Consider the following 12,448-nt stretch of genomic DNA (forward strand, 5'->3'; position numbering starts at 1 on the left):
TACTAAATCCCTTTTTAGTGCAGTTTTATTATGTTTTTGTTTATGAAAATTAAATGTAAACGACGATTTAATCGCATTGCGCTATTGGTAAAAGGGTGGTAGTATATAGAAGTTGAATAAAAAAGACGAGATGAATTAACTATATAAAAGGAGAATTATTTTGCAAAAATTTAAAGAATTAGGTATTTCTGAAGCTACCTTAAATGCTTTGGACAAAATGGGATTTACTGAACCAACACCAATACAAATCGAAAGTATTCCACATACATTACAAGGTACGGACGTGCTAGGACAAGCACAAACTGGAACAGGAAAAACTGGTGCATTTGGTATTCCATTAATTGATAAAGTAGCAGATAAACAAGGTGTACAAGCATTGATTCTTGCACCAACACGTGAATTAGCAAACCAAGTGGCAGAGCAATTACGTAGTTTTAGTAAAGGACAAAACGTAAGTGTCGTAACTGTATTCGGTGGTATGCCAATAGACAGACAAATCAAATCACTTAAAAAAGGTCCACAAATTGTAGTAGGTACACCAGGACGTGTGATTGACCACTTAAATAGAAGAACATTAAAAACAGAATCAATTTCTACATTGATTTTAGATGAAGCAGATGAAATGATGAACATGGGCTTTATAGATGATATGAGATTTATAATGTCTAAACTTCCATCTGAAAATCGTCAAACATTACTATTCTCAGCAACAATGCCAAAAGCTATTCAAGAATTAGTTCAAAAATTCATGAAGAGTCCAAAAATTGTTAAAACAATGTCTAACGAATTGTCAGATCCACAAATTGATGAATTCTACACAATCGTTAAAGAATTAGAAAAATTCGAGACATTTACGAATTTATTAGATGTTCAAAATCCTGAATTAGCAATTGTATTCGGTCGTACGAAACGTCGTGTTGACGAATTAACAAGTGCTTTAATCACTAAAGGATACCGCGCTGAAGGTTTACACGGTGACATTACACAAGCTAAACGTTTAGAAGTATTGAAAAAATTCAAAAATGATCAAATCGATATTTTAGTAGCTACAGATGTTGCAGCTCGTGGATTAGATATTTCTGGCGTAAGTCACGTTTATAACTTTGATATCCCTCAAGATACTGAAAGTTATACACACCGTATTGGTCGTACAGGTAGAGCGGGTAAACAAGGTGTTGCCGTTACATTTGTAAATCCAATCGAAATGGATTATATCCGTCAAATCGAAAAAGCTAATAAACGTCAAATGAGCGCTTTACGTCCACCAACACCAGGTGAGGTTATGAAAGCTAAAGAATCAGATGTTAAAGATAAAGTTAAAGGTTGGGTAGAAAGTCCAATCGAAGGCCGTATTGAAAAAATTGCTGAATCATTAATTAAAGAATACGGTGACCAAAAATTAGTTGCTGCATTATTACAAGAGTTAATTACTTCTAACAACGATGCAGAAATTCAATTAACATTTGAAAAACCATTATCTAAAAAGTCTAATCATAGAGGCAAACAAGGTAACCGTGGTGGTAACTCACGTGGTAAATCTAGAACTAGATTTGATGGTAAAAACAACAAACGTCGCGGTAATGATAAAAACAATCAATTTGACCGTAACAAAGGTAAAAACAATAAACCAAACAAACAACGTTCTAAAAAACAATTCTCAGGTAGAACATTTGCTGAGCATTCAAAATAAAAACTAAACAAGAAGTGTGTGTAATCTCTAAGGTTACGCACACTTTTTTTATGATATAATACACGTAAATTGAACGATAGAGGAGATTATATGTATAAACCAATACTCGAACACAAAATGCCAAAACAGTCTATAAAATATGAGTATGTAAATCATATTATAAATGTCATAGTTATCTTAGTTTTGTACAGTGTATTTGTAGTTTTATGGCATAAATATGATTGGTGGACATTTCTCATTTATATTGTGACACCGATTGGACTGTTGATCATTGCGATAGGATTTATAAGTCCGATCATAAGACTTAAAAGAACATCGTTTGAAATTGGAGAACGGTATATTGAAGTACAAAGCGGGCTTTATTATCAAAAGCGATTTGTACAACCTTATGACAGAATTCAATATGTAACGATAAAGCACGGACCAATTTCAAGATTATTTAATATTTACTTTGTCGTTGTTATAACAGCAGGTAATTTAGAAGTGTTACCAATGGTCAACCGAGAGATAGCTGACCAAACGAGAATAAATATCATGACTAAGGTTAAAGAGGTGACTGATGATGTTTGATCCTCAAAAATTACATCCAATATCTTATGTTAGTGGCTTTTTAGCCAGTTTAAAAGAAAATGTATTTCCATTAATAATAGCTGTGTTTATTGTTATAACACGCGGACTTGATAATTTTTGGGACCTTACATTTCCAATTGTTCTATTAATTTTTTCATTTATAAGTAGTATTTTTAAAGCAATTAAGATTTACAATACACGTTATTGGATTGAGAATGATCAATTGATTATGACTTGGGGTGTCTTTTCAAAAAATCGGAAAGAGTTAAATATTGAAAGGATTCAGTCTGTTGATACTTCTCAAAATATTGTACATCAGTTGTTAGGTGGCGTGAGTTTAAGTATTAAAACACCGAGTGATGGTATTGAATTAGATACAATTACGAAGTCTCAAAGTGATAGTCTTTCAAAATATTTAAAGGAAAGAAAATATGCTATTAAAAATAAAGAGCAAAGTGAAAATGAGTTAAACGACGAACATGGAACGTCGTCTGATTCTGATCAACATGATGTTATTAATGAAAAAGAAGAAGTTGTGTTCTTTAGATTATCAACTAAAGATTTATTGAAGATGAGTTTTACAAGTGGTGGTATTTTGATTGTATTTGCGGCACTTGGCTCATTACTTGGATTTTTCACACAAATAATCGATATCGAGGATTACATCAGTCCACTGATTAATCAAGTTGTTAATTTAACATTTGTTATCATATCAATTACACTTTTATTTATTATATTGAGTTATGTCATTGGATCTCTCATTGTATTTATTAAAAATTATAAATATCAATTAACATTTGATGGGGAACTTTTAACGGTTAAATATGGTTTGTTAACTGTTCAAAAGCGTACCGTTCCAATTAGAAGAATACAAGCATTAAAAGAAGAAGAATCTATATTCAGAAGAGTGATCGGATACACTAAAATATCAGCGATTATTACTTCAGATGGACATTTTGAAAATGGAGAAGATACTGATGTAGGAACTGTTACAATCTTGCCATTTATGAAGAAGAAAGAAGCATATCAATTACTTGAAGATATTATTCCGCAATTTCAGTTTCATTCCGTTAAAAAAGGCTTACCTAAACAAGGTATTCGTAGAAGAGTGTTCATCCCGACAATTATTTTATTGTTAATTGTTATACCTATCCAAATATATTTATGGTCTTATACTTGGATAATCGGATTAGTAATATTCTTGGTTATGCTATTTTATGCAAGTATCATTACGTTGAAATCTGGATATAAAATTTATGACGACTCAATTGTCATACTGAATGCAACACCGTTTGAATATACAACAATTTGGGCGAATAGAAATAAGATTTTAACTTTTGAATTACATGAAAATCCAATTATTAAACGTAAAGATATTGCACATTTCACAATTCAAATAGCATATGGAAATGGTATGTTGTCTAAAGGCTTAAGATTTATTAATAAACAAGATACGTTAAATATTTATAAATGGTATAAAGATAAAGGAGGTCACGTAGATGCTTCCTAGATATAGAATGGATAAAAAGGGAATGGTCGTTGAACGTATTGGATCGATCATTACAATTTCAATACTCATCATCATATTAATCATCATGACAGTAATTTTTAATTTATGGTGGACGACAGCTTCAAAATGGTTTCTGCTTATTCCAGTAGTGCTCATCTTGGTAATAGCTATATATGGTTTAATCATCGAGCCTTATTACATGTATAGAAATTTCAGGTATGAAATAAATGATGATGAAATAAACATTAAATCAGGTATTTTTATGATTAGAGAAACAACGATACCTATGGGTAGAATTCAAAATGTTGATCTATATGAAGGATTCATAATGAGAAAGTTTAACCTGGCTAATATTACGTTGTCCACAGCTGGAGGAAATCGAACGATTCAATATTTAAATAAAGATAAGGCAAATCGTATTAAACACGCGATACAAAATAGAATTGAAAAATGATTTTAATCAGTGAAAATGAAGGTGTTAACGATGATTCAAGGTGTCGGCATAGATTTAGTCGAAATAGAACGTATACAAGATTGGTATACGAAACGACCAGAAATGGTTAATAAAATTTTAACAAAAGATGAAATAAATATTTTTAGCAAAATTAAATTAGAATCAAGAAAAGTCGAATTCATCGCTGGTAGATTTGCTGTGAAGGAAGCATTTAGTAAAGCGATGGGTACAGGTATTGGTAAAAAATACGGCTTTCATTCGATTAATTGTTTACCAGATGAAAATGGAAAACCAGAAATCATTTGTGAAGGGTACCGTGTTCATCCGTCCATTACACACACAAAACATTATGCAGAAGCCATTGTGATTATAGAAAATATTAAGCAAGATTGATTTCTATATGATAAAATACAAATATTATAAGAGGAGGTGCCTTGCTGTTGTCCGAAAAATATTATAGGCCAACTTATATCAACGTCGATTTAAAGGCAATACTAGAAAATTATCAAGCAGTAGGAAGACTTCATCCAAATAAGAAGATTATGGCAGTCGTTAAGGCAAATGGTTACGGCTTAGGAAGTGTGCCAATTGCAACATATTTAATGAATGAAGGTGTAGACTTCTTTGCAGTTGCGACATTAGATGAAGCAATTGAATTAAGGATGCATGGTATTAAAGCTAAAATATTAGTACTCGGCGTTATTAATACTAAAGATATTAATAAAGCTGTTCAACATAGAGTTGCATTAACCGTTCCATCAGAACAATGGTTAGATGATGCAATAGAATCAATAGATGATGATTCTGATAAACCTTTATGGATGCACGTAAAAATAGATACAGGCATGGGTAGAATCGGATTGAAGGATATTGAAACTTACCAACATGTCGTTCATAAAATAGATCAGCATGAACGCCTTATATTTGAAGGTGTGTATACACACTTTGCTTCTGCAGACGAACCAAATGATTTTTCTAAAAAACAATATGAATTATTTGAAGAATTTGTAGAGTCTTCTCAAACACCTGAATATATACATGCTCAAAATTCAGCAGGTGCCTTAAGATATGATGCATCTATTTGTACAGCTGTTAGGTTTGGTATTTCATTATATGGATATTATCCATCAAAATATATTCAAGAAATTTCTAATTTAAAATTAAAGCCTTCTGCGCAATTAATAACAGAAGTCGTTCAAACAAAATATTTAGAACCAGGAGAAACAGTGAGTTATGGTGCAACATTTACTGCTGGTGAACGTATTAAAGTAGCCACATTGCCAATTGGTTATGCAGATGGTTACTTAAGAAAGATGCAAGATACACTTGTGAATGTAAATGGTGTGAATTGTCCCGTCATAGGTAGAGTATGTATGGATCAAACGATGATTAAAGTTCCAGATGATGTTCAAACAGGTGATAAAGTCATTCTCATGGATAATGATGTTGATTCGGAACAATCAGCAGAAAAAATTGCTGAAGCACAGGATACCATTAATTATGAAGTACTTTGTAACTTGAAAAAGAGATTACCACGTATCTATCATGATGGTGAAAATGTTGAAATTACGAACGAATTATTAAAATAGCATAGTCAAATAGAGTTACATTTGTTATGATATTAATAACTTAATCAACAAAATTTACATTTATTTTATCTGGAGGTATTTGTTATGACATCTTTAACGCAAAATCGTACACAAAGTTTAGAACAAACACTGAAAGAAGGCTATCGTTCAATGGCCGATTTAAATCTCTCCCTTGCATCTGAAGCATACTATTGTGAATGTGAAGCTTGTGATTCAAATGAATCGCATATAGCCTCTCAGCAAGGTGAATAAATGAGAAGAGGAGATGTATATCTCGCAGATCTTTCACCAGTTACAGGTTCTGAACAAGGGGGAACAAGACCAGTCGTTATTATCCAGAATGATACAGGTAATCGATACAGCCCGACTGTGATTGTTGCAGCAATTACTGGTAAGATAAATAAAGCCAAAATTCCCACTCATGTAGAAATTGAGGCAGCGAAATATAAATTAGACAGAGATTCCGTAATTTTGCTTGAACAAATCAGAACTATTGATAAAAAACGCTTAAAAGAAAAATTAACATATTTATCTGATGCAAAGATGAAAGAGGTTGATACTGCTATTGCAATCAGCCTCAATCTAACTTTGCAACAAAAATTTGATACATTAGGTAATACATAATGAAATTGTTTTAAAAGAATCAATATTACTTTAAAACGTCTTCCGCTTTAGGATTAACCTAAAGCTTTTTTAGTATATTTGAAACGAGGTGACTTCGTGTCAGAACAAAAGAAACAACAGTATCTTCAATTATTACTTGATTATGTTCAAACAAATGATGACGAAATTTTATCATCTTGCCAAACATTTTCAACTGAAGCCATTGAAGATAATGTTTCACCAGAGGAGATAGTACAATTACATGTAAATATTATGGAACAGGAACAAGAACTGACTAAAGAACAAATCATTCGTTCATTTGATGTTCTTTTAGAAGTCATGATAGGCTATGGCTTTACATACCGTGATTACAAGAAGTTATTAAATAAAATTAAAATTCATGATAAAGAAATGGAAGTTGCGTCTAGCTTGCAACAAACGATGCTAAAGCCTCAAATCCCTCAATTTGATAGTATTCAAATTGGGGCAATTTCTGTTCCAGCACAAAAAGTAAGTGGAGATTATTTTAATTTAATTGATCATAATGACGGAACTATGAGTTTTGCAGTAGCTGATGTTATCGGTAAAGGGATACCGGCAGCATTAGCGATGAGTATGATTAAATTTGGTATGGACTCATATGGCCATTCGCAATTGCCGAGTGACGGTTTGAAACGTTTGAATCGAGTTGTGGAAAAGAACGTTAATCAAAATATGTTTGTGACAATGTTCTATGGACTATATGAAGAAATTAATAACATGCTTTATTATAGTTCTGCAGGACATGAGCCTGGATACATATATAGAAGTCAGACTGGAGAATTTGAAGAAATGTCTGAACGAGGTATTGTGCTCGGTGTTAATAAACATACACGTTATAAACAAAGTGAAATAAAAATAGAATTACAAGATATGATTATCGTGTTTACTGACGGTGTAACAGAATTGCGCAATCAACAAAATGAATTTATCAAAACGACAGATTTATTAAGTATGATTGATGAGTACAAACAACTACATCCGCAAGACATTGTCCAAATCTTGTATGAAGAACTAGTCAAACTACAGAATCCAAATAAAAGAGATGATTTAACGATATTAATTGTTAAAAGAGTTAAATAGTTGTAAGTTAAAAATATTTAAGATGTGTTAAATAAGATTAAACATTTTAAAAACGGGTAAAAATAAATGATGAAAGTCTAATACATTTAGGGGTGTAACAAGGAATGAATCTTAACATTGAAACTACTGAACATGAAAACTACTATGAAATTAAAGTTGGCGGAGAATTGGATGTGTACACTGCGCCTCAACTTCAAGACGTATTACAACCGATTAGACAAAAAGGAACACATGATATACATGTTAATTTGGAGAACGTAAGTTATATGGATTCTACTGGTTTAGGTTTATTTGTTGGCACATTAAAATCACTCAATGAACATGATAAATCACTATATGTGCTTGGTGTATCTGATAGAATTGAGAGATTATTTGATATTACAGGACTTAAAGAATTAATGCATGTCAACAAAGGAACGGAGGTATAATGAGATGACATCTAACTATGATTATATAGAGATGAGATTCCCTGCAGCTCCAGAATATGTTGGACTTGTCAGATTAACATTATCTGGCGTGTTTAATAGAGCTGGTGCTTCATATGAAGATATTGAAGATTCAAAAATTGCAGTGTCAGAAGCGGTAACAAATGCAGTGAAACACGCATATAGTGATAAAGTTGAAGGTGAAATATTAATAGGTTACCTTGTATTTGAAGATAAAATAGAAATCATTGTATCAGATTCGGGTAAAAGCTTTAATTATGAAGAAGCTAAAAAAGTGCTTGGACCTTACCAAGAAAGTGATAATATCAATTTCTTGAGACAAGGTGGATTAGGACTATTTCTTATTGAGTCATTAATGGATGAAGTAAGTGTCCAAAAAGATGCTGGTGTTACAATAAGTATGACAAAGTATTTATCTAAAGAGCAGGTGCAAACACATGACGGAAGAGTCCAAAGTTTATAATGAAGTTTCTCCAGAAGACATTAATGCTTGGATAGCAGATTACCAAGAAAATGATAATAGTGAAGCTCAAGAAAAGCTAGTATTACATTATCAGAAATTAGTAGAATCTTTAGCATATAAATATTCTAAAGGCCAAGCACATCATGAAGATCTTGTTCAAGTTGGTATGGTTGGTTTATTAGGCGCTATAAAAAGATTCGATGTTTCATTTGAAAGAAAGTTTGAAGCATTTTTAGTTCCAACTGTAATTGGTGAGATAAAGAGATATTTAAGAGATAAAACTTGGAGTGTACATGTACCTAGACGAATTAAAGAAATTGGCCCTAAAATAAAAAAGGCAAATGAAGAATTGACTAATGAATTAGGAAGGTCACCTAAAATTATTGAAATTGCAAATAGACTAGAAGTAACAGAAGAAGATGTACTAGAAGCAATGGAAATGGGTCAAAGTTATAATGCCTTAAGTGTTGACCATTCTATCGAAGCGGATAAAGACGGATCTACCGTTACGTTGTTGGATATTATGGGAGAATCAGAAGAAGGTTATGATTTAACAGAAAAAAGAATGATATTAGAAAAAATTCTGCCTATTTTAACGGATAGAGAAAGAGAAATAATTCAATACACCTTTATTACGGGCTTAAGTCAAAAAGAGACCGGCGAAAAAATAGGTCTCAGTCAAATGCATGTTTCAAGACTTCAAAGAACAGCAATAAAGAAATTAAAAGAAGCTGCAATGAAATAAATAATATATTAGGAGAGACAGAAACATTTCAAATGTTTCTGTCTCTTTTTAAAATCAAAAATGGTTATATTCTATTTATGTTAAAATAGAATATAACCATTTTTAGGAGGCAATTATGAATCAAGAACTAATAGAAATCATAAAGAAAAATCATCCTTTTACAGAAAAACAAATTAAAACTGTACTAGAATTACTAGAAGATAAGAATACCGTGCCTTTTATAGCAAGATATAGAAAAGAATTAACTGGTGGACTTGATGAAGTTGAAATTAAACAAATTGAAAATGAATATACATATGCACTTAACTTGCATAATAGAAAAGAAGAAGTCATCAGATTAATTGATGAACAAGGTTTATTAACAGAAGACTTAAAAAATGATATTTTAAAACAAACTAAATTACAAAGAATAGAAGATTTATATCGACCATTTAAGAAAAAGAAAAAAACAAGAGCTACAGAAGCAAAACGTAAAGGTTTAGAACCTTTAGCTAAATGGATACTTGAAGGTACTTCTAATATTGATTTAGTTGAAGAAGCTTCAAAATATATTACTGAAGAAGTTACATCTCATGAAGATGCCATTAAAGGTGCACAAGATATTATAGCTGAAATGATTTCAGATGAGCCTAAATACCGTAAATACATTTTAAATAGTGTTGAAAGACAAGGTAAATTAGTGACTGAGAAGAAAAAGAAAGCTGAAGATGAGAAAAATATCTTTGAAATGTACTATACATATGAAGAACCGATTAAGAAAATAGTACCTCATAGAGTGCTAGCTATTAACCGTGGAGAATCAGAAGGTATATTGAAAGTAGGATTCGAAATAGATACAGCGTCATTAGAAAGTTATTTAACAACTCAATTTGTGAAAAAAGAACATAAACATATTGAAGTCATTAATGAAGCTATTCAAGATAGCTTGAAAAGATTAATCTTACCCTCTATTGAAAGAGAGATTAGAAGTGAATTAACACAAAAAGCTGAAGAACATGCAATTGAGATCTTCTCTGAGAATTTAAAAAACCTTTTATTGCAAGCACCATTAAAAGGTAAAAAAATACTAGGACTAGATCCAGCATACAGAACGGGTTGTAAGTTAGCAGTTATTAATGAATATGGTTCGTTTGTTGATAAAAATGTGATATATCCTCATCCTCTAGTATCTAAAACTGATCAAGCGGAAAAGATATTTGCAGATATGATCAAGAAACACAACATTGAATTAGTTGCGATTGGTAACGGAACAGCAAGTAGAGAATCAGAACAATTTGTAGCTGAAATGATTAAAAAGCACAACTTACCTTGCCAATTTGTGATCGTTAATGAGGCGGGGGCTTCTGTCTATTCAGCTTCAGATATAGCTAGAGAAGAATTTCCTGATTTTAAAGTTGAAGAGAGAAGTGCTGTATCTATAGGTAGACGTGTACAAGATCCATTAAGTGAACTTGTTAAAATAGATCCTAAATCAATCGGTGTTGGTCAATATCAACATGATGTAAATCAAAAAGCACTAAGTGAAACTTTAAAATTCGTCGTGGAAACTGCCGTTAACCAAGTTGGTGTTGATGTGAACACAGCATCTCCATCATTACTAAGCTATGTGTCTGGTCTTAGCAATACAGTTGCAAATAACATTATTAAATTTAGAGAAGAAAAAGGTGTTATTACACATCATTCAGAAATAGCTAAAGTTCCAAGATTAGGGAATAAAACATTTGAACAAAGTATCGGATTTTTAAGAATATTAGATGGAACTGAACCACTTGATAAAACAGCTATTCACCCGGAAAGTTATGAAGCGGCTTATGCGTTGATTCAATATGTTGGTTTACAAAAAGAAGATATTGGTTCTGATATATTAAAAGAAAAACTAAATAAATTAGATATACAAGATACAAGTGAAACCTTAAATATAGGTATACCGACACTTGAAGATATCATTGCTTCTTTAATAGCACCATTAAGAGATCCACGAGATGAATTCGAAACACCAATTTTAAAATCAGATGTTCTTTCTATGGAAGACTTAAAACCAAATATGGCTTTAAGTGGTACAGTACGAAATGTAGTAGACTTTGGTGCGTTTGTAGATATAGGTGTTAAACAAGATGGTCTTGTTCATATATCTAAATTATCTAAAGGATATGTTAAGCATCCTATGAATATTGTAAGTGTAGGAGATATAGTTGATGTTTGGGTATTAGATGTAAACCAAGAAAAACAAAAAGTGTCATTAACTATGATAGACCCTAATGGACAATAAGGCACTTCAAGAACTTGTGTCTAATATATCAACGGAATATTTTAATAAGCCTTTTAAACACAATGCAGTATTTAACAAAAGGTTAAGAACAACTGGTGGAAGGTATTTATTAAGTAGTCATGATATAGAAATTAATCCGAAACAATATGAACATTTTGGTGTTGAAGCTCTTATAGATATTATCAAACATGAACTTTGTCATTATCATTTACATTTAGAAGGTAAAGGATACCAGCATAAAGACAAAGCATTCAAAGATTTAAGTAACGAAGTAGGTGCACCGCGATTTTGTAAAGCTGTTCAAAGTTATGAAGAACGTGCTAACTATTTATATCAATGTGGGCAATGTAAAACAGAATTCAAAGGTATTAAACGTGTTAATACACGTAAATATAGATGTGGACGATGTGGTGGAAAGTTAAAAAATATAACATAAAGAATAATTGGGAAAGTACTACACTAAAAATATGCGAGTGTAGTACTTTTTATTTAAATTTTTAATAAAAAAGCATTGACGAAATAAAAGATCCGGCGTATTATAGTTAATGTTGCTTGAACGAAACGTAACAAATAATAAGACAAGTTATTCAATGTAAAATTACATTAAAAAGTTAAGTGTTTGTATTGACATTGTAAGCTTAATGTAATATACTTAATGACAGTCACTTAAATAACAAATTGATTGAGTACTGCAAACCATGCGCGGTCGTGGCGGAATGGCAGACGCGCTAGGTTGAGGGCCTAGTGGGAGAAATCCCGTGGAGGTTCAAGTCCTCTCGGCCGCACCATTCATCAATTTTAATATAGCTAAGCGGGTGTAGTTTAGTGGTAAAACCTCAGCCTTCCAAGCTGATGTTGTCGGTTCGATTCCGATCACCCGCTCCAAATTATTTTATAATGAACATTGAAAACTGAATGACAATATGTCAACGTTAATTCCAATAATTGAGTACTGAAAGTACTTCAGAGTGATTGGCTTAACCAATC

14 protein-coding genes and 2 tRNA genes are annotated in these 12,448 nt (G+C 31.8%); all 16 read left to right on the top strand.

What is annotated here, in order from left to right; genetic code table 11:
- The first annotated feature begins 160 nt into the window (after positions 1-160).
- The 16 genes from cshA to LQ673_RS09440 all read left to right on the top strand — a co-directional run bounded on the left by cshA (position 161) and on the right by LQ673_RS09440 (position 12,346).
- A complete protein-coding gene (cshA, locus tag LQ673_RS09365; RefSeq protein ID WP_037589762.1) occupies positions 161-1,690 on the top strand; it encodes a degradosome RNA helicase CshA in 1,530 nt (509 codons plus the stop codon).
- A 90-nt stretch (positions 1,691-1,780) separates the two neighbouring features.
- Positions 1,781-2,260 (top strand): PH domain-containing protein, encoded by a 480-nt coding sequence (locus LQ673_RS09370; RefSeq protein ID WP_191836442.1) that lies wholly within the window; start codon positions 1,781-1,783, stop codon positions 2,258-2,260.
- Entirely contained in the window at positions 2,250-3,770 is a 1,521-nt protein-coding gene (locus LQ673_RS09375; protein ID WP_239705891.1) for a PH domain-containing protein, read from the top strand. Before LQ673_RS09370 ends, LQ673_RS09375 begins: the two co-directional genes overlap by 11 nt.
- Positions 3,760-4,224 (top strand): PH domain-containing protein, encoded by a 465-nt coding sequence (locus tag LQ673_RS09380; protein WP_191836440.1) that lies wholly within the window; start codon positions 3,760-3,762, stop codon positions 4,222-4,224. The genes LQ673_RS09375 and LQ673_RS09380 overlap by 11 nt, the downstream gene beginning before the upstream one ends.
- Before the next feature lie 30 nt (positions 4,225-4,254).
- Positions 4,255-4,617 carry a holo-ACP synthase gene (acpS, locus tag LQ673_RS09385; protein WP_037589759.1) on the top strand — a complete coding sequence of 121 codons (363 nt, stop codon included), beginning with the start codon at positions 4,255-4,257 and terminating at the stop codon, positions 4,615-4,617.
- A gap of 47 nt (positions 4,618-4,664) precedes the next feature.
- A complete protein-coding gene (alr, locus tag LQ673_RS09390) occupies positions 4,665-5,813 on the top strand; it encodes an alanine racemase (protein WP_126477274.1) in 1,149 nt (382 codons plus the stop codon).
- Between the two features lie 84 nt (positions 5,814-5,897).
- A complete protein-coding gene (gene mazE, locus LQ673_RS09395; protein ID WP_025904510.1) occupies positions 5,898-6,065 on the top strand; it encodes a type II toxin-antitoxin system antitoxin MazE in 168 nt (55 codons plus the stop codon).
- Positions 6,066-6,437 carry a type II toxin-antitoxin system PemK/MazF family toxin gene (locus LQ673_RS09400; RefSeq protein ID WP_025904511.1) on the top strand — a complete coding sequence of 124 codons (372 nt, stop codon included), beginning with the start codon at positions 6,066-6,068 and terminating at the stop codon, positions 6,435-6,437.
- Between the two features lie 96 nt (positions 6,438-6,533).
- Positions 6,534-7,538, top strand: coding sequence for a PP2C family protein-serine/threonine phosphatase (locus LQ673_RS09405; RefSeq protein ID WP_037589756.1), 1,005 nt, complete (start codon positions 6,534-6,536; stop codon positions 7,536-7,538).
- A gap of 104 nt (positions 7,539-7,642) precedes the next feature.
- Positions 7,643-7,966, top strand: coding sequence for an anti-sigma factor antagonist (locus tag LQ673_RS09410; RefSeq protein ID WP_025904513.1), 324 nt, complete (start codon positions 7,643-7,645; stop codon positions 7,964-7,966).
- Between the two features lie 4 nt (positions 7,967-7,970).
- Complete coding sequence (gene rsbW, locus LQ673_RS09415; protein ID WP_025904514.1) at positions 7,971-8,447, top strand: anti-sigma B factor RsbW; 477 nt, start codon at positions 7,971-7,973, stop codon at positions 8,445-8,447.
- Positions 8,422-9,192: an RNA polymerase sigma factor SigB gene (gene sigB, locus LQ673_RS09420; RefSeq protein WP_037589755.1), complete on the top strand. Its 771-nt coding sequence runs from the start codon at positions 8,422-8,424 to the stop codon at positions 9,190-9,192. Before rsbW ends, sigB begins: the two co-directional genes overlap by 26 nt.
- 115 nt (positions 9,193-9,307) lie before the next feature.
- Positions 9,308-11,461, top strand: a complete 2,154-nt coding sequence (locus LQ673_RS09425; RefSeq protein WP_191836439.1) for a Tex family protein — start codon at positions 9,308-9,310, stop codon at positions 11,459-11,461.
- Complete coding sequence (locus tag LQ673_RS09430) at positions 11,451-11,897, top strand: SprT family protein (RefSeq protein WP_191836438.1); 447 nt, start codon at positions 11,451-11,453, stop codon at positions 11,895-11,897. The genes LQ673_RS09425 and LQ673_RS09430 overlap by 11 nt, the downstream gene beginning before the upstream one ends.
- 266 nt (positions 11,898-12,163) lie before the next feature.
- Positions 12,164-12,249: transfer RNA gene (locus LQ673_RS09435), tRNA-Leu, on the top strand.
- A gap of 23 nt (positions 12,250-12,272) precedes the next feature.
- Positions 12,273-12,346 (top strand) — tRNA-Gly (locus tag LQ673_RS09440).
- The last annotated feature ends 102 nt before the right edge of the window (positions 12,347-12,448 follow it).

It is taken from the genome of Mammaliicoccus sp. O-M54, assembly GCF_022386035.1.
GTDB classification, from domain to species: domain Bacteria; phylum Bacillota; class Bacilli; order Staphylococcales; family Staphylococcaceae; genus Mammaliicoccus; species Mammaliicoccus sciuri_A.

Bases quoted from the DNA above. Each gene is read 5' to 3' on its own strand.
- LQ673_RS09410 (WP_025904513.1), top strand. From the start codon at position 7,643: ATGAATCTTAACATTGAAACTACTGAACATGAAAACTACTATGAAATT.
- LQ673_RS09400 (WP_025904511.1), top strand. From the start codon at position 6,066: ATGAGAAGAGGAGATGTATATCTCGCAGATCTTTCACCAGTTACAGGT.
- sigB (WP_037589755.1), top strand. From the start codon at position 8,422: ATGACGGAAGAGTCCAAAGTTTATAATGAAGTTTCTCCAGAAGACATT.
- LQ673_RS09380 (WP_191836440.1), top strand. From the start codon at position 3,760: ATGCTTCCTAGATATAGAATGGATAAAAAGGGAATGGTCGTTGAACGT.
- acpS (WP_037589759.1), top strand. From the start codon at position 4,255: ATGATTCAAGGTGTCGGCATAGATTTAGTCGAAATAGAACGTATACAA.
- LQ673_RS09375 (WP_239705891.1), top strand. From the start codon at position 2,250: ATGATGTTTGATCCTCAAAAATTACATCCAATATCTTATGTTAGTGGC.
- LQ673_RS09370 (WP_191836442.1), top strand. From the start codon at position 1,781: ATGTATAAACCAATACTCGAACACAAAATGCCAAAACAGTCTATAAAA.
- LQ673_RS09430 (WP_191836438.1), top strand. From the start codon at position 11,451: ATGGACAATAAGGCACTTCAAGAACTTGTGTCTAATATATCAACGGAA.
- LQ673_RS09425 (WP_191836439.1), top strand. From the start codon at position 9,308: ATGAATCAAGAACTAATAGAAATCATAAAGAAAAATCATCCTTTTACA.
- mazE (WP_025904510.1), top strand. From the start codon at position 5,898: ATGACATCTTTAACGCAAAATCGTACACAAAGTTTAGAACAAACACTG.
- rsbW (WP_025904514.1), top strand. From the start codon at position 7,971: ATGACATCTAACTATGATTATATAGAGATGAGATTCCCTGCAGCTCCA.